This window comes from Pandoraea sputorum (assembly GCF_000814845.2).
Taxonomy (GTDB): Bacteria; Pseudomonadota; Gammaproteobacteria; order Burkholderiales; family Burkholderiaceae; genus Pandoraea; species Pandoraea sputorum.
Genome location: NZ_CP010431.2, coordinates 2,249,519 through 2,266,559 on the forward strand (window position 1 = coordinate 2,249,519; position 17,041 = coordinate 2,266,559).

Sequence of the window (17,041 nt, forward strand, 5' to 3'; positions counted from 1 at the left end):
GATCGATGGGGGAAATTCGTGGACACCTGGTATGCGCGCGCCGGACGTACCGTCGTGCCTGGCGAGTCCTTGACGGCGACGCCTTCGAATATGGCTTCATTGCCGCTTCCCGTTGCATCGGTGAGTCCCATGCCCCCAACACCATCGACACCGGTGAGCTTCGTCTCCCCGACCGTCGGTACGCCGCCACCGTCCCCCGGCGTGATGGCGGCCTACTGGAACGCGCCGCCGTTCAGGCGTGCGTTCGGGGAGGTCGTTTCACGCGTCACACGAGGACTGCTGCTCTGGCATTTGCAGGCCTCGCCCATTGCCCAATCTGCGCCGACGGCGCAACACCGATTGTTACTGCGCGCGCTACAGGGCATTGGGACGTTTCGTCCGATCACTGTGAACACCGTGCGGGTACCGGGGGTAGTCGGCATGATCGGCGATGAGGGTTGCTTACTCCTCTCGTTGACGACTTGCGAAGCCATCACGGTGAACGGGGAGGGCGGGGGCGCATCGACACCACGCATTCCTGCAGACGCGAGCGAACCGCTGCGAAGATTCGTCGGGATGCACGTGACTGAGGACATCGCCGGGCAACTGCGTGGCCAGGCGATGGGCGTCGCGCTCGATGGTGCACAGGCCAGCGATGCGCAGGAAGACAATCGCGACACTCACCGGATCATTGGCGACCTTCGCAATCGGGTCGAACGGGCGACGCAACGCGGACACACGGTGGACGGCGGAATTCTCAGACTGATAACGCATGCCGTGCGCACATTGCCGGGCATCGACGGCGAGACATTCACCGCTGGCATTCAGGGTGTGACCCGCGAGGTGCCGCATAGGGCGTCGGATGTCGTCTATCTCAACGAGCCGGTCGACGGGCCACAGATCGCTCCGAGCGTCGAACTGGCGTATGACCTCGGGACGGCGATCAGAGAGTTCGCCAACGACGTGTTCCCGCGAACGCCGTCCGACGACGGTCTTGCCACCGCGACCGTGTTTGCGACGAGGTTTGTCGATTCGGTGCAACAGTGCCGCATCCTGACGAGGGTGAGCAACGACGTTGCGAGCCTGATCGAGTCGGGGATGGGAGATACCGAATTCGTGACGGCGATGCTCGCTGCCGGACGCGGTTTAGGTGACGGAAAGTTCGGTGCCGCATTCGCCAGCATGTGGGAGCAGGTTCCCGGGCAAATCGGCGCTTGCGGGCGACAGTCGACGGTGCCGCAACTCGTGAAACTGCGTGGTACGCGTTTGCTGCAACAGGTGCCCCGGGGCCACCGCATTCTCGCGCGACTGACGTCTGCCGACGATGATCCGCAAGGAGGCTACGACGACATGTTGAGTCTGGGCGAGGGGCATGTCGCTGTGGCAAGTCATGTGGGAACCGAGCTTGCACCGCGCTTCAATCTGACGTCGGTCGATCTGACGCGCGCCGATGGCGATATTGTCTGGTCCGAAGATGTGGGTGCGTGGCGTCGCGATGGCCACCACTTCGACTTCTGGATACAGAGCGACACCCCGGGAGTCTTCGCCGAGCCGATTCGGCAAGAACTGGAGGCCGGGAGCCTGAATCCTGCCCCGCTGAGGGGGGCGCTACTTGCGCATTCGAGCCTGACGGCATTGCAGGCCGAGCGCCCCGGGGCGAGTGGGTGGCTGTTGGGCGATACGACGACGCGCATGCTCGATGCGTCCACCGAAATCTTCGCCAAGTACGGGTTCACGGACATTCGTTATCGCCTGATTGTGGCCTGGTCCGAACCTGACCAGTTTAAGCCAGCGGTGTCGTTTGCCTTGGTCGGCAAAGGCGCAGGGGAGACGTTCAGGTCGTGGATTACGAGTGGCTATGTCGATCGCGTCGTAGCCGATCTACTGCCGAGGCGGACCTTGGGAAATGGGCCACGGCTTACCGGCGATATCTGCGTCGCGAGTGAGGTCGACTGGGCTTACTTCTATGAAGAGCACAGCGCGACGCAGTGCATCAAGTATGTCGATTTCGATACGGCAGATGCCGTACTCGCTGCGGCGCGCCGCTACACCGCTGTGCCCGGCGTGTTGCCCGGTGACTTCATGCCGGCAGGCATATTGCTCCGGGTGCCTGTCTGGTCGAGCGCTTCAGCGCGGGCGTCTTGAAAGGGACCGGTGCGTTACTGCGGGTGAGGCGTCAGTCGGAGATTCGTCGCGCCCGGCTTGGCGGTAGCGCGTCGAACTTGTGCCACACACGTCGCAGGTGACGGCCAGACCCGAATCCCGCCCGCTGCGCAATGTGTTCGAGATCGAGATGACTGTTGCCGAGCATCTCGCGGGCGAGCGCTATGCGCAGGCGATGCAGGTAGTCGATGGGCGCGACACCTGCGTGTTCGCGAAACAGACGCGTCACGTGTCGCTCGCTGGTACAGGCGATGTCCGCCATCGCGGCAAGCGTCCAGTCGTGTGCGGGGTCTGCGGCGACGGCGTCCTGCACGCGATGCAGGGCGGGGTGCAGATGGTTGCGGCCTTCGAGCCACGGCGACAACTGGGGATCGGCACCGGCGCGTCGCGCGTACACGACCATCTGACGGGCGACGGCTGCCGCGCAGAGCGGGGTGGTCGCGTCGGCGATGAGCGTGAGCATCAGATCGAGACCGGCGGTGACGCCTGCACTCGTCCAGACGTTGCCGTCACGCACATAGAGCCGGTTATCGGCGACCCGCGCGCCCTGCGCCAGTGAGCGAAGTTCGTCGCAACTGCCGTGGTGCGTTGTGCAGGCAAGCGTGTCGAGCAAACCCGCGCGTGCAGCAAGCAGCGAGCCTGTGCAGATGCATGCCAACTGATGCGTCGGACGCACGACCCGACGAAGCCATGCGACGGCTTGCGCTTCGGCGTCTGACGTCGGGGTCGAGGTGTCGTCCGGCGGCACCGGGAGCGGCTTCTCCACGGTGCCGGTGACAACCAGCCACGCGTTGTCCGGCACCGACGCGGGCAGCACGTCGAGCGGTGAGAGGCGCAGGCCGATCGACGTTGCCACTGTCGGCTGCGTGCCGACGTAATGCAGTTCGAACCGAATCTCGTCCTGTTGGTGATTCGCGATGCGCAAGGCTTCGGCCGGCGCGGCGATATCGAGCAGCAGCGCATTCGGCATCGCGAGAAGATACACGGGTTGAAGTCTTGGCATTGCAGCAACCGTTTAGGACGGATTCAGACGGAGATGTCGAAACGTTACACCGCCGCGAGCGCCTCCTCAACCGTCACGATCCGCGCGAAGCGGTCGACGAGCACCGTCTCTGTGCGCTCCTTGAGGTCGGCGACCGACAGCTCGCGACCGGTGCGCGGGTGCTGCATCGGGAACGTGAGCGTGGCTTCGGTGACGAAGTCGACGGCGTAACCGGCGTCGGAGGCAGCACGCGTCGTCGTCTCGCAGCACTGCTCGGTGCGAATTCCGGAAACGATCAGGCGGGTGATGCCATGATCGACAAGCCAGGCGCCGAGCGTGGAGCCAGCCAGCGCGCTGTGCTTGACTTTATCCACCGTAAAGTCTGGAGTAATGCGCAATTCTTCGAGCGTGCGCACGAAGCCCGAATCGCGGGAGAACGTGCCCGATCCGATGTGGAAGACCTGCACCACCGGCACGCCACGCGCCACGGCCCCGTCGACGAGCGCTTGCTGACGGGCGAAGTATTCGGAGAGGTCATCTTCGCGCCAGTACGGGCGGGTGCGGAAGGATTCCTGAGCATCGATGACGAGCAGGGCAGTACGCGAAGTTTGCTGGGTTTGCGACATGAGTGCGGCTCCATTGCGTGGGTGACGATGGTGCCATCTTACGTGTCTCCCATTCGCTCCAATAGACCCGCCGAAGACGAGAATCGGACGGATTCGGACATTGGCGTTCGCCTTGCGTCGCGCGCGTGTTTTAGATTGCAGCGCGTACGCCGACGTTGCCCGCTTGCGCCCGGTGATAAAGCGCAGCGGCCAGTGCAACGTCCTGCGCACCCATGCCGAGCGACTTGAAGAGCGTGACGGATTCGGCGTCGGTGCGCCCCGCATGCGTACGAATGACCAGTTCACCGAGTTCGGCAAGCAGGTCGTCGGGCCCGATGCGGCCTTCTGCAGCGGCGGCCAGATAGTCGCCCGATTCATTGATCGTCGATTCGCGACGGTCGACGAAGAGTTGTGCCCGCGCCATGAGCGACGTGTCGGCTTCACGATGGCGTGGCGTGCTGCTGCCCACCAGATTGACGTGGGCACCCGGTGCGATCCATTGCGCTTGTAGCACCGGGTCGGTCGAGTTCGTCACCGTCACCACGATGTCGGCGTCGCGTACGGCCGCCTCGACACTCTGCGCCGCTTCAAGGCGAAAGCCGTAGTTCGGTTGTTCCTTGTCCACGAACGTCTGTGCTGAGGCGAGCGAGCGGCTTGCCACACGCACATGTCGCAGCGGGCGGGCGGCGGCAAGCGCAGCAAGATGCCAGTGCGCCTGATGGCCTGCGCCGATCAGGGCAAGACGGGAAGCGTCATGTCGGGCAAGCAGACGCGTCGCCAGTCCCGTTACTGCGGCGGTACGAATGCCGGTGATCTCGGCGGCGTTCATGACGGCGAGCAGTTCGCCCGTCTCGCCGCTCATCAGCAGCACGCAACCCTGGTGGGGATCCTTGCCCAGCGCACTGTTCCCCGGGAAAAAGGTGCCCACCTTCGCGCCGTAGACCGGTGTGCCGGACACCGTTGCGCTCAGGAACGCAGGCATCATCCCCAGCAAACCCTTTGCGCCCAGCGTCTCGGGTGGCCGGACGATCTGGCGCAACGGCAGGTGAATCTGCTCGCGAGCGAGCGCACCGAACATATCGGACATGACCGGGATCGCTTCGGCCACCGGCATGAGCGCGGCAATTTGTGCAGCATCGAGCAGGAGAACGGGGGGCGAGGAAACAGTGGCGGACATTGGGAATCCTTGTCAGCCGTTCGCTTCTGCGGCGAGGGCGGCTTCGATATGGCGGTTGAACGTCGCGGTATCGGTGTTCGTCCCGCACAGCAGGACACCCACGCGCTTGCCCATGAGCTTGTCACGCAGCGGGCCCATCAACGCAGCCGTCGCTGCCGCACACGCCGGTTCCACGGCCAGCTTCAACTGACGGAATAGCGTGAGCATGCCCGCGCGCATTTCGTCGTCGGTGATCGTCACCAGTTCGTCGATGTGACGACGGCACAGCGTGTAGCCGTACAACTCGGTGTGCGGCGCCATGAGACTGTCCGCGATCCCCGTCATCGGTCCCATCTTGATCGGGCCGCCTTGAGCAAAGCTCTGGGCCATGGCGTCGGCACCTGCAGGCTCCACGCCGTAGACCTTCACGTGCGGCGCGAACAGCTTGATGGCGGTGGCGACACCCGAGATCAGACCGCCGCCGCCAATGGGGACGATCACGGCGTCGAGGTTCGGGGCCTGCTGCATCCATTCGTAGCCGAGTGTGGCGGTGCCGAGAATCGTGCGATAGCCGTTGAACGGATGCACGAAGTAGCGGCCTTCTTCCTGTTCCACGCGCTTGACGATCTCGAACGCCTCATGGACGTTCTCCGCGAGAATCAGGTCGGCGCCGTACTCTCGGCACAGCGACGAGCGGGCCGGGCTGGCCGTCTTGAGCATGACCGTCTTGGCGGCCACGCCCATCGCCTGCGCCGCGTAAGCGACTGCGACGGCGTGGTTGCCGGCGGACACACATGTCACGCCTGCCTTGCGTTGTGCATCGTCGAGCGAGAGCAGATTCGAGAAAGCGCCGCGCGCCTTGAACGTCCCCGACGCCTGCAACAGTTCGTACTTGAACGTCACTTCCGTGTTGCCGAGCGTCGGAAAGTCGCGGCGGGTGAAGACCGGCGTCGTACGCACGTAGGGCAGCAGCTTTTCGTGTAGCGCGGCAATGGTGTCTTTCGTCGGGACGGGCTGGCCGTCGATGGTCTCGTCGTGCAGGGCAGGGGTCGATTGCGTCACTTGGACTGTGTCTCCGTAGTTAGGGAATCCGATGCGATGACAATGCAATGAGCGGGGCGGCAATGTTGCCAGCCCCGTATCGCTGCACCGACGATCGGACTCAGCGCATGCCGATCTTACGGCTGCGCAGCAGCGCGGTAATGCTGATGAGCGCTGCGAAAATCAGATAGAAGCTAGGCGCAAGCTTGTTGCCCGTTGCGCCAATCAGCCACGTGATGATAAACGGTGCGAAGCCGCCGAACACGGTTGCCGCGATGTTGTAGCCGAGCGAGAGGCCCGTGGTGCGCACCTGCACCGGGAACAGTTCCGTAAGCAGCGCGGGCAGCGCGCCGAAGTAGGTCGTCATCAGCAGGCCGAGCACGATCTGGAACACCATCAGCGAGCCGAACGTCGGGTTCGCGTCGAGGAAGCGGAACATCGGGTAGACGAGCACCAGCAGCGCCACAGCGGCTGCGAGCATCGGCTTGATGCGACCGTGCGTGTCCGACCAGTGACCTACGATCGGTGCGACGATCAGTTGCACCACGCCCGTGAGCAGCACTGCCGAGAAGGCGGCCGACGACGGCAGACCCAGTTGCTTCACGGCGTACGTCGGCATGTAGAGCACGAGGTACGTCGCAACGGTGGCCATCACCACCACGCCGATGGCGAGCAGAAGGCGTTCCTTCTGGTTGGCGAAGGTGTCGCGCAGCGGGCTTTGCGTCGGTTCGATGTCGAGGAACTCGGGCGTCTCGTCCAGACGGCGGCGAATGTAGTACGCCACCGGGCCGATCAACAGGCCGAAGAAGAACGGCACACGCCAGCCCCACGAGGCCATTGCCTCGGGCGACAGGTTGCCCGTCAGCAGTGCGCCGAAGCCAGCGGCCAGCAGTGTCGTGAGACCTTGCGACGCAACCTGCCAGCTTGAGAAGAAGCCACGACGCTGCGGTGCGTGCTCGGCGAGAAACGCCGTCGCGCTACCGAATTCGCCGCCAGCCGAGAAGCCCTGAACCATGCGGGCGATGACGATGCCCACAGGCGCGAGCACACCGATGGCGGAGTACGTCGGCATGATCGCGATGAGCAGCGTGCCGACCATCATCATCAGGATCGAAAGGGTGAGGGCGGCTTTACGTCCCGCGCGGTCGGCGTACGCGCCGATCACGATGGCGCCCAGCGGACGCATGAAGAACGACACCCCGAACGTGCCGAGCGTGAGCAGCAGCGACACCGTATCGTTGCCGGTCGGGAAGAACAGTTTCGCGATGGTCACGGCGAAGAAGCCGTACACCACGAGATCGAACCATTCGAGCGCGTTACCGATCGAGGCCGATACGATCACACGCCAGGCGTGTGGGGAAGTGCGGCCGGCCTGTGCCGTCGCGTTGGGGGCTGCGCTTGCGCTCATGGGCGAGATCTCCAAAACCTGTCTGACGTACGTATTTGTTATCTTGCGGATGGATGTCCTGTGCGCCCTTGTTATTTAGGCGTCTGTTACTGCGTGCTTCATTCGTACAAATTGGGTCTTGCCAATGCTTCGGGTGAACCCGGTCCTGCACTTGCTGCGAAGGCAACGGGCCGCATCCGACGAACGGAGTACGGCCCGGTTGGACGGCGGTTGCGCTGACCACGTCCCTGAATCGGGATGTTGCAGCGGCCCGAAGCGATCCGGGCCGACATTCACGCTCAGGCGCCGACGGTGTTGCTGCGAAGCAGCTTTTGCAGGAACGACTCGCACTGCGCGATCTGTTCGAGCGACACGAACTCGTTCGGCTTGTGGGCCTGTTCGATGTTGCCCGGACCGCACACGATCGACGGCACGCCTGCGAGCTGGAACTGACCCGCTTCGGTACCGTAGGCGACCTTGCGCTTGTCGGTGTCCTTGGTGAGCGCGCGCACGAGTTGGGTGATGGCGTCCTGCTCCGAGGCGTCGAGCGCCGGGGCAGCCGCAATCTTCTTGAACTCGATGCCTGCGTTCGGATGCTCCTTCTGCATCTTCGGCACCAGTTCGTTCACGGCGTATTCCTGAATGCGCGCGAAGATGCCTTCGGCGTCCACGCCCGGCAGGTTGCGATATTCGAAGACGAACTCGCACAGGGCCGGAATCGTGTTCAGGGCGATGCCGCCCGAGATAGTGCCCGTCTGCGCCGTGGTGAACGGCACGTCGAACAGTTCGTCGAACGGACCGTTCTGCTTGAAGTGATCGGCCAGATCGCGGATGTAGCAGATCAGGCGCGCGGCGTACTCGATGGCGTTCGAGCCCTTGGGCGTGAGCGACGAGTGTGCTGCATGACCGCGCACGCAGCACTGGTAAGCGTTGATGCCCTTGTGTGCGACGATCACGCGCATGCTCGTCGGCTCGCCCACGATGCAGCCGTCGGGGCGGATGCCGCGCTCGCGCAGTTCGGCGAGCATGACCGGCGCGCCCACGCAGCCGATTTCTTCGTCATACGAAAAGGCGAAGTGGAACGGCGTCTTGAGCTTGGCGTCGCGCATCTGGGGCAGCATCGTCATGACCGAGCCGATGAAGCCCTTCATGTCGCACGTGCCGCGGCCGTAAAGATTGCCGTCGCGCACGACCGGCTTGAACGGATCGGTGTCCCATGCCTGGCCGTCGACCGGCACGACGTCGGTGTGACCCGAGAGGACGATGCCGCCTTGCGTGTTGCCGTCGGCAGCGGGCAGGGTGACGAACAGGTTGGCCTTGCGCTTCGTGGCGTCGTAAGACAGCCACGGTTCGACGCCGGCGTGTTGGAGGCTGTCGCGCACCGTCTCGATCAGGCCGAGGTTCGATTCGCGGCTCGTGGTGTCGATGCTGACCAGCTTCGAGATCCAGTCGACCGATGCCGGCTGAGCCTCGTTGGTGGCCTGCGGGGCGATAGCTTGGGAAGCGCTTGTCATTCGAATCTCCGGGAATCTTCCAGTCATACGATCAATACGTTCAATGCGTTGGATCACGTTGAATACGTATTGCTACTGGGAAATGTTACTCAAAAATAATTTAGAGGTAAAAGGTTGTGTGAACAACCATTCTTGCCTCGCGGGAAAACGCACGAGAAAACGCACGCCGGGCGCGGGTTTGCCCGGACGTGCGAAAAAGCGGTGAGATGGAAATTGCTGCGCTGCACACGAGGTTTGCTCGTTTTATTTGGCTTTCGATGTGTTCCGGGCAAGCGTCGTGTGCATGGCGACGTTATGAAACTCAGGCCGCTTTCGCGCCGGGTGAGCCCAGCGCGCGCAGCGTTTCCTTGATCGCCCGTACGCGGTCGGTCAACTGCGCGTGCTTCACTTCGATGCGCAGCTTGTCCTGTCCGGCGAGCTTGATGTGGCGGTGTTTCTGCACCAGCTCGATGATGCGCATCGGATCGACGGGGGGCGTCGGCTCGAATTGCAGCGCGACGGCTTCTTCGCTGGCGTCGATCTTGATAATGCCGAGCGGTTTGGCCAGCAGACGCAGCCGGTGTGTCTCGATAAGCGCCTGAGCCTGTTGCGGCAGCTTGCCGAAGCGGTCGACGAGTTCTTCCTGAATCGTGTCGATGGCGTCGGGATGCGTGCCGTTAGCGAGACGTTTGTACAACGAGAGTCGCTCCTGAACGTCGCCGCAGTAGTCGCTCGGCAGAATCGCAGGCACGTGCAGGTTGATTTCGGTCGTGGCAGCGAGCGGGGCGGTGAGGTCCGGCTCGCGACCGGCCTTGAGAGCGCTCACGGCGTCCGCCAGCATGTCGGTGTACAGCTGGAAGCCGATCTCGTGAATTTCCCCGGACTGCTTGTCGCCCAGCACTTCGCCAGCGCCGCGAATTTCCAGATCGTGCATGGCAAGGTAAAAGCCCGCGCCGAGTTCTTCCATCTGCTGAATCGCTTCGAGACGGCGCTGCGCCTGCTTGGTGAGCGACTTCGGATCGTGCACGAGCAGATAGGCGTAGGCCTGATGGTGCGAACGCCCGACGCGGCCACGCAACTGGTGCAACTGCGCCAGACCGAACTTGTCGGCGCGATGCATCAGGATCGTGTTGGCCGTCGGCACGTCGATGCCGGTCTCGATGATGGTCGTACACAGCAGCACGTTGGCGCGTTGTGTCACGAAGTCACGCATCACGCGTTCGAGATCGCGCTCGTGCATCTGGCCGTGGGCGACGACGATGCGCGCTTCGGGCACGAGCGCTTCGAGCTGCGCCTTGCGGTTCTCGATCGTCTCTACCTCGTTGTGCAGGAAGTACACCTGCCCACCGCGCTTGAGTTCGCGCAGCATGGCTTCGCGGATCACGCCGTCTTCCTCGCGTCGCACGAAAGTCTTGATCGCCAGACGCTTCTGCGGCGCGGTGGCGATCACCGAGAAGTCGCGCAAGCCTTCGAGCGCCATGCCCAGCGTGCGCGGGATCGGCGTGGCGGTCAGCGTGAGCATGTCCACTTCGGCGCGCAGCGCCTTGAGCGCTTCCTTCTGACGGACACCGAAGCGGTGTTCTTCGTCGATGATCACCAGGCCGAGGCGCTGGAACTGGATGTCGTTCGATAGCAGCTTGTGCGTGCCGATCACGATGTCGACCTGACCTTCGTTGATCGCCTTCACGCTCGCGTTCACTTCCTTCGTGGTCTTGAAGCGTGAGAGCTCGGCAATTCGCACCGGCCAGTCGGCGAAGCGGTCGGAGAAGGTTTGCGCGTGCTGCTCGGCCAGTAGCGTCGTGGGCGCAAGAATCGCGACCTGCTTGCCGTCGAGTACGGCAATGAACGCGGCGCGCAGGGCGACTTCGGTCTTGCCGAAGCCCACGTCCCCGCAGACCAGACGGTCCATCGGGCGGCCGCTTGTCATATCGCTCATCACGGCGGCAATGGCGGCGGCCTGATCCGGCGTTTCTTCGAAGCCGAAGCTGTCCGCAAACTTCTCGTAATCGCGCGGCGACAGCTCGAACGCATAGCCCGAGCGTGCGGCACGGCGGGCATAAAGGTTAAGCAGTTCGGCGGCGGTGTCGCGGATCTGTTGTGCAGCCTTGCGTTTCGCCTTCTCCCACTGGCCGGAGCCGAGCGAGTGTAGCGGTGCGGTGTCCGGATCTGCGCCGCTGTAGCGCGAAATCAGATGCAATTGCGAGACCGGCACGTACAGCTTGCTGTCGCCCGAGTATTCGAGATGCAGGAACTCGGTTTCGCCCTCGCCGAGATCCATACTGACGAGGCCGTGATAGCGGCCGATGCCGTGCTGGCTATGGACGACCGGGTCGCCAACCTTCAGCTCGGCCAGATCGCGCACCATCGAATCGACTGATGTGGCCTGCTCCTGGCGGCGCTTACCCGCACGGCGCGCGAGCCCTTCGTAAAGTTCGTTCTCGGTGACGAAGGCGAGGTCTTCCGTCGGTAACAGGAAACCGGCGGCCAGTGGCGCGACGCCGATCGCGAAGCGTTTGTCCGAGGTCAGAAAATCTTCTAGCGATTCGACGCTTGTCGGGCGCAGATCGTTGTCGTGCAGCAGTTGCAGCAGCGTCTCACGACGTCCGGCCGAGTCGGCGCACAGCAGCACGCGCGCGGGTGTGCGCGCCAGGTACGCGCGCAAGGCGGCGAGCGGATCGTCTGCACGACGGTTGATGGCCAGCGGTGGCAGGGCAATCGCCCAACTGCCGTCACCCGGCGTGGGCAGCGTCAGGCGCGCGAAGGGTTTGGCGAGCGTGAAGAAGTCCTGATCGAGCAGGAACAGCTGCTCTGGCGGTAGCACCGGGCGCTCGCGGTCGTGAGACAGAAAGTTGTAGCGCTGGCGCGTGTCGTTCCAGAAGCGGTTGATGGCCGCGTCGAGATCGCCGACGAAAACGAGTTGCGCGTCTGCTGGCAGATAGTGAAACAGCGTCGCCGTCTCTTCGAAGAATAGCGGTAGGTAGTACTCGATACCGGCCGACGGCACACCGCTGCCGATGTCCTTATAGATGGGGCTGCGGCTCGGATCGCCTTCGAAGACTTCGCGCCAACGGCCCCGGAAGGCCGTGCGGGCGGGTTCGTCGAACGGGAATTCGCGCCCGGGTAGCAGACGCACTTCCTTCACCGGATACAGGCTGCGTTGCGTGTCGGGATCGAACGCGCGAATGCTGTCGATGGTGTCGTCGAAGAGATCGAGACGGTACGGCAGTGCCGAGCCCATCGGGAAGAGGTCGATCAGGCCGCCACGCACGCAGTATTCGCCAGGGCGCATGACCTGACTTACGTGCTCATAGCCTGCGAGCGTCAGTTGCGACTTCAGACGCGCTTCGTCGAGCCTTTCGCCCTGGGTGAAGAAGAACGTGTAGGCCGCCATGTAGCTGGCGGGTGCCATGCGATAGAGCGCCGTCGTTGCGGGCACAAGCACAATGTCGCAGCGCTTTTCGCCCAGATCGTGCAGCGTGGCAAGACGCTCGGAGACCAGATCCTGGTGCGGCGAGAACGTGTCGTAGGGCAGTGTCTCCCAGTCGGGGAGCAGGCGCACGCGGGCCTCGGGCGCGCACCACTTCAACTCCTGCTGAAGACGCAGCGCATCGGTGGCTTGCGCGCACACCACGGCCAGCAACGGCAGACGCTCGCGATTCTCTTCGAAATAGCGGGCGATGAGCAGGGCGTCGCTCGATGCGTGCGAGCCGGCGAAAGCGTAACGCTGTCCCGCTTTTACGAGCGGCACAGGCACGGTATTACGGGATAGGGCGTTGGCGGAGGACATAAGAAAACGTTGCAGAAATGGCAAAGCACGGGGCTCCATTCGCATGGGGCCCCGTGACAGTCAGTGTCTATTATAAAATCCCTGCTTTATCCTTACCTGCGTTTTATCGTGAGCGACCGACTTTTTGCCGTGATCCCGTGTGCCGGGGCCGGTGTACGCGCCGGGGCGGACGTGCCCAAGCAATACCGAAGCGTCGGCGGACGTCCCATGCTTCACTATGCGCTCGCCGCGTTCGACGCCTGTTCCGAATTCGCGCAGACCGTGCTGGTGCTGGCGCCGGACGACAATCATTTCGACGGGCGACGCTTCGGCACGTTGCGTTTCGCCGTGCGCCGCTGTGGCGGGCCGTCGCGCCATGCGTCGGTGCTGGGCGGGCTTCAGGCGCTCACCGAGTTCGGTGCGCAGGACACCGACTGGGTGCTCGTGCACGATGCGGCGCGTCCCGGTATTACGCCTGAACTGATCCGTACGCTCGTGGGCGCCCTGCGCGACGATCCCGTCGGCGGTATTCTGGCGCTGCCGGTCGCCGATACGCTCAAGCGTGAGCAGCCCCCTGTCGAGAAAGGCAAGTTGGCGGCGATTCAGGCGACCGAGTCGCGCGACGGGCTCTGGCAGGCGCAGACGCCGCAGATGTTCCGTCTCGGCATGCTCCGTCATGCGCTGGAAGACGCGCTCGCCGCTGGGGCCGAAGTCACCGACGAGGCCAGCGCCATCGAGCGCATGGGCCATGCGCCGAAGCTCGTGCGCGGTAGCCTGCGCAACTTCAAGGTGACGTATCCCGAAGATTTCGCGCTGGCCGAGGCGTTCCTCGGCACGGCCAAACCGGCCTGAGCCTCGAGCGTCCGACGTGAACTGACGTATCGTATTTCCGCCTTTGGCGATTTCAAGACTCCACATGACTGAACAAGCTGTTTCTCCTGTTTCGCTGGCCGCACTGTCCAAACTCCGTATCGGTCAGGGCTACGACGTGCATGCCCTCGTGCCGGGCCGTCCGCTCATCATGGGCGGCGTGACGATCCCGTTCGAGCGCGGCCTGCTCGGCCATTCGGACGCCGACGTGCTGCTCCATGCGATCACCGATGCCGTGCTCGGTGCTGCTGCGCTGGGTGACATCGGTCGTCACTTCCCGGATACCGACCCGACGTTCAAGGGCGCGAACAGTGTCGTCTTGCTCAAGGAGGCGATGCGTCGCGTGCGTGAGCAGGGTTACGAGATCCTGAACGTCGACTGCACGGTCATCGCACAGGCCCCGAAGCTCGCGCCGCATATTGCAGCGATGACGCAGTCGATTGCGGACGCACTGGGCGTGAGCGTCGCGCAGGTGAATGTCAAAGCGAAGACAAACGAAAAGCTGGGCTACCTCGGACGTCAGGAAGGTATTGAAGCGCAAGCGGCGGCGTTGCTGATCGGACGCTAATGTTGCTGTGGTTCGCTTAAGTCTCTGACCCCACCGTCAGCCGGACAACAAGCAAAACGGCGCTACCGGAATCTTCCGGTAGCGCCGTTTTTATTGGGCGACGACGTATGTCGTCCGCCGCATCGAAGCTTATGCCGCTTCGGCAGCGATCACCTGAGCCGCAGCATTGATGACGGCAGCGATACGGCCGACGTCACGCAGTTGCGCGGTGCTCATGCCATGCTCGGCGGAGAGCAACTGCGCGTGCGACTTCACGCAGAAGTGGCACTTGCCGACGATGGACGCGGCCAGCGCGTACATCTCGAAGCGACGCTGGTCGACACCGCCACGCGTGGCGTAGCCATTCATGCGCAGTTGGGCCTTTTCGTTCTTGAGCTCGGCGTTGTCGGCCATCTCGAGATACGGATACCAGGTGTTGTTCATGCCCATGAGCGCGGCAGCGGTCAACGCGCCTTCAAGCTCTTCCGGGGCCAGCACGCCAGCTTCGCGAATTGCCTTGACGAGCGGCTGGCTCTTGGCCGCAAATGCGGCGGCGAGGGCCACGCCGACGGCGTCGTTGCCTTCCAGCGAGGAGCGGACGATGGTGCCGTCGAGGTTCAGGCGGATGTCCTTGGCGTAGTCAGGGATCTGCGCCTTAATCGCGGTGATGAATTCCATAAATTTCTCCTATTGCTTTGGGCTGAAAAAGCCCGCTTGCGCGGGCTTCGGGAGACGCTTAGAGCGTTTCACCGCCGACTGCACGGTTGCACGGGCAGAGTTCGTCCGTTTGCAGACCGTCCAGAATACGCAGAACTTCTTCCGGGTTACGGCCGACGTTCAGGTTGTTCACCGACACGTGCTGGATGACGTTGTCCGGGTCAACGATGAACGTTGCACGCAGTGCCACGCCAGCTTGCTTGTCACGCACGCCCAGTTGGTCGATCAGAGCACCGGTCGTGTCGCCGAACGAGTAGTGGTTCAGCTTGTTCAGGTCCTTGTGCTCACGGCGCCATGCCAGCTTCACGAATTCGTTGTCGCTCGAGCCGCCGAGCAGCACTGCGTCACGATCCGAGAAGTCATTGGCCAGCTTGCCGAATTCCACGATTTCGGTCGGGCACACGAAGGTGAAGTCCTTCGGGTAGAAGTAGATGATCTTCCACTTGCCCGGGAACGAGGCTTCGGTGATCGTTTCGAAAGCCGACACGCCGTTTTCTTCGTGGTTGTTGAAACCAGGCTTGGCCGCTACGACCGAGAACGCTTCGAGTTTATCGCCGACAGTCTTCATCGATTACTCCTAAATTAGTGCGGTTTATGTCGTGATGTCGCACGGACATCAAAACTAGCAACTGACCGAGTTCACGCGATCCCGGTCAACTAAAGCAGTATACGCTATCGAACATTTGATGGCAATAGCTTATTTTTATGCAGGGGATAGTTAAAACAAATCCCGTCGATAGGATTTTGCGGCTTGGGGCGAGGCCAAGCCTTGAGCATAGCCAAATTTTCGTCCGATCACATCAAACACTTATTTAGCAAGCGGAAATGACACCGTGATTTCAAGTCCGGAGCCGGGGTGCACGTTGCGCAGCGAGGCATGGCCTTTGTAGCGCGTTGCGATGCGCTGCACGATGGCCATGCCCAGGCCCGTCCCGTCGGCCTTCGTGCGGGCGGTGTCCACACGATAGAAGGGACGGAACACGAGGTGCAATTGTTCTTCAGGGATGCCGGGGCCGGTATCGCGCACGCGCATCTCGACGCGCTCGCCGAGGACTCGCGTGGAAATGTGGACGTTGGCGACGTCGGTTTGCGCGTCGCGGCCGTACTTGCGAGCGTTTTCGATCAGGTTCGTGAGCAGACGCTTGAGGTCGGTCCGCTCGGCCAGTATCAGCGCCGTATCGGCAAGTTCGACGCTGATGTTCACCTCATCGCGCCCTTCGAAAGCGCTTGCCGTATCGCGCGCGATTTCGGACAGATCCACGGCCTGTGCGGCGCGCGAAGCCGGGCGTGCGTAGTCGAGGAAGCGGCCGATGATCTCGTCCATTTGCTCGATGTCGCTGATCATGTCGCGCTTGACCGTTTCATCCGACGGGCTCATTTCCGTCTCGAGACGAAGGCGCGCGAGCGGTGTGCGCAGATCGTGCGAGATGCCGGCGAGCATCAGTGCCCGGTCGGCTTCGAGCCGGTCGAGTTCCTCCACCATCTGATTGAAACTTCGGTTGGCCTCTGCCGCTTCGCCCATGCCGCGCTCGGGCAAGGGATCGGGGCGCTGACCTTCGCCGATGGCGCGGGCCGCGTGGGCGAGTCGCGCGAACGGCCGGTTCACGAGCGCCGTGATGAACGCCGCGCCGATGAGCGAGAGGGCGAGCGCGAACGTCCCCCAACTGAACAGTTGAAGGCCTGTCGCCGTGTCGATCCGGTCTTGCTCGATGGCTACCCAGTAGTCGTCTTCATCGATCTTGAAGCTGATCCACATGGCGGGGATCTCGTTGACCGACGCGGCGATGATGGTGTCGGTGCCAAGGCGTCGTTGTACGTCGCGCGCGATCAGGTCCTGTACGACGCCACCGGGTTGCTTCTCGATCGAATCGGCCGGTTCGCGCGGATAGACGCGAATGCCTTCGTTACTTTCCAAATCCTGAAGTAGCGCGCGACGCAGGTCCGGCTCGGAATAGAGCAGGGCGGTGCGCGTGAGCTTGACGATGGAGACGAGTTGCTGCGCGACGCGCTGTGCTCGCGGCTCGCGTTCGATTACGCGAAAGCTCTGATACCACGCGGCGAGACTGACGCCGATGAGCAGTGCGATGAGGAAAAAGGTACGCCAGAACAGACCGCCGAACAGCCCGCGTACCATCCGAATCGGATGCATGGGGTTGCTCCGTCTAATGCGTGACGAGGGCGGGTCGGAAGTTCCGAAGCGCGCAAGATTCGAAATGACGGAGGCTCATGGGAGCCACGGCAAGCGACATGAATTGCGGGAATTGCGAGGTGAGGCAAGACAAGACGCCGGTGCGCGAATGGGGCGCGACCGGCGTCGTTTTGCAGCGCGAGACGT

Annotated in this window: 13 protein-coding genes; 3 read left to right on the top strand and 10 right to left on the bottom strand. The window is 63.0% G+C overall.

Features of this window, described 5'->3' with window-relative positions; all coding sequences use genetic code 11:
* The first annotated feature begins 129 nt into the window (after window positions 1-129).
* Window positions 130-2,124: a hypothetical protein gene (locus NA29_RS09995; protein WP_157127373.1), complete on the top strand. Its 1,995-nt coding sequence runs from the start codon at window positions 130-132 to the stop codon at window positions 2,122-2,124.
* A gap of 31 nt (window positions 2,125-2,155) precedes the next feature.
* Here NA29_RS09995 and NA29_RS10000 read toward each other — a convergent pair whose 3' ends face one another.
* From NA29_RS10000 to mfd, 7 genes are all read right to left on the bottom strand, one after another.
* Window positions 2,156-3,145 carry a GlxA family transcriptional regulator gene (locus NA29_RS10000; protein WP_039397872.1) on the bottom strand — a complete coding sequence of 330 codons (990 nt, stop codon included), beginning with the start codon at window positions 3,143-3,145 and terminating at the stop codon, window positions 2,156-2,158.
* Window positions 3,146-3,189: 44 nt separating this feature from the next.
* Entirely contained in the window at window positions 3,190-3,750 is a 561-nt protein-coding gene (locus NA29_RS10005) for a cysteine hydrolase family protein (protein WP_039397874.1), read from the bottom strand.
* Window positions 3,751-3,880: 130 nt separating this feature from the next.
* Window positions 3,881-4,906, bottom strand: coding sequence for an ornithine cyclodeaminase family protein (locus NA29_RS10010; RefSeq protein WP_039397876.1), 1,026 nt, complete (start codon window positions 4,904-4,906; stop codon window positions 3,881-3,883).
* Window positions 4,907-4,918: 12 nt separating this feature from the next.
* On the bottom strand, window positions 4,919-5,947 hold the full coding sequence (locus tag NA29_RS10015; protein ID WP_039397878.1) for a threonine/serine dehydratase family protein: 1,029 nt from the start codon (window positions 5,945-5,947) through the stop codon (window positions 4,919-4,921).
* A 100-nt stretch (window positions 5,948-6,047) separates the two neighbouring features.
* Window positions 6,048-7,334 carry an MFS transporter gene (locus NA29_RS10020; protein ID WP_039397880.1) on the bottom strand — a complete coding sequence of 429 codons (1,287 nt, stop codon included), beginning with the start codon at window positions 7,332-7,334 and terminating at the stop codon, window positions 6,048-6,050.
* A 278-nt stretch (window positions 7,335-7,612) separates the two neighbouring features.
* Window positions 7,613-8,827: an acetylornithine deacetylase gene (gene argE / locus NA29_RS10025; protein ID WP_039397882.1), complete on the bottom strand. Its 1,215-nt coding sequence runs from the start codon at window positions 8,825-8,827 to the stop codon at window positions 7,613-7,615.
* A gap of 301 nt (window positions 8,828-9,128) precedes the next feature.
* Window positions 9,129-12,593: a transcription-repair coupling factor gene (gene mfd / locus NA29_RS10030; RefSeq protein WP_039397885.1), complete on the bottom strand. Its 3,465-nt coding sequence runs from the start codon at window positions 12,591-12,593 to the stop codon at window positions 9,129-9,131.
* A gap of 108 nt (window positions 12,594-12,701) precedes the next feature.
* On the opposite strand from mfd, the gene ispD reads away from it, so the two are divergent.
* Both ispD and ispF read left to right on the top strand, forming a co-directional pair.
* Window positions 12,702-13,424, top strand: coding sequence for a 2-C-methyl-D-erythritol 4-phosphate cytidylyltransferase (gene ispD, locus NA29_RS10035; protein ID WP_039397887.1), 723 nt, complete (start codon window positions 12,702-12,704; stop codon window positions 13,422-13,424).
* Window positions 13,425-13,488: 64 nt separating this feature from the next.
* Window positions 13,489-14,010 (top strand): 2-C-methyl-D-erythritol 2,4-cyclodiphosphate synthase, encoded by a 522-nt coding sequence (gene ispF / locus NA29_RS10040; protein ID WP_052252789.1) that lies wholly within the window; start codon window positions 13,489-13,491, stop codon window positions 14,008-14,010.
* 129 nt (window positions 14,011-14,139) lie between these two features.
* On the opposite strand, the gene NA29_RS10045 is transcribed toward ispF, so the two are convergent.
* The 3 genes from NA29_RS10045 to NA29_RS10055 all read right to left on the bottom strand — a co-directional run bounded on the left by NA29_RS10045 (window position 14,140) and on the right by NA29_RS10055 (window position 16,855).
* Complete coding sequence (locus tag NA29_RS10045; protein ID WP_039397889.1) at window positions 14,140-14,667, bottom strand: carboxymuconolactone decarboxylase family protein; 528 nt, start codon at window positions 14,665-14,667, stop codon at window positions 14,140-14,142.
* A gap of 58 nt (window positions 14,668-14,725) precedes the next feature.
* Complete coding sequence (locus tag NA29_RS10050; RefSeq protein WP_039397891.1) at window positions 14,726-15,274, bottom strand: peroxiredoxin; 549 nt, start codon at window positions 15,272-15,274, stop codon at window positions 14,726-14,728.
* Between the two features lie 240 nt (window positions 15,275-15,514).
* Window positions 15,515-16,855, bottom strand: coding sequence for an ATP-binding protein (locus NA29_RS10055; protein ID WP_095178433.1), 1,341 nt, complete (start codon window positions 16,853-16,855; stop codon window positions 15,515-15,517).
* Between the last annotated feature and the right edge of the window lie 186 nt (window positions 16,856-17,041).

Coding starts and splice junctions, on each gene's coding strand:
- NA29_RS10000 (WP_039397872.1), bottom strand. CDS start 3,145: ATGCCAAGACTTCAACCCGTGTATCTTCTCGCGATGCCGAATGCGCTG.
- NA29_RS10050 (WP_039397891.1), bottom strand. CDS start 15,274: ATGAAGACTGTCGGCGATAAACTCGAAGCGTTCTCGGTCGTAGCGGCC.
- ispF (WP_052252789.1), top strand. CDS start 13,489: ATGACTGAACAAGCTGTTTCTCCTGTTTCGCTGGCCGCACTGTCCAAA.
- NA29_RS10055 (WP_095178433.1), bottom strand. CDS start 16,855: ATGCATCCGATTCGGATGGTACGCGGGCTGTTCGGCGGTCTGTTCTGG.
- NA29_RS10005 (WP_039397874.1), bottom strand. CDS start 3,750: ATGTCGCAAACCCAGCAAACTTCGCGTACTGCCCTGCTCGTCATCGAT.
- NA29_RS10020 (WP_039397880.1), bottom strand. CDS start 7,334: ATGAGCGCAAGCGCAGCCCCCAACGCGACGGCACAGGCCGGCCGCACT.
- argE (WP_039397882.1), bottom strand. CDS start 8,827: ATGACAAGCGCTTCCCAAGCTATCGCCCCGCAGGCCACCAACGAGGCT.
- NA29_RS10010 (WP_039397876.1), bottom strand. CDS start 4,906: ATGTCCGCCACTGTTTCCTCGCCCCCCGTTCTCCTGCTCGATGCTGCA.
- mfd (WP_039397885.1), bottom strand. CDS start 12,593: ATGTCCTCCGCCAACGCCCTATCCCGTAATACCGTGCCTGTGCCGCTC.
- NA29_RS10045 (WP_039397889.1), bottom strand. CDS start 14,667: ATGGAATTCATCACCGCGATTAAGGCGCAGATCCCTGACTACGCCAAG.
- NA29_RS09995 (WP_157127373.1), top strand. CDS start 130: ATGCCCCCAACACCATCGACACCGGTGAGCTTCGTCTCCCCGACCGTC.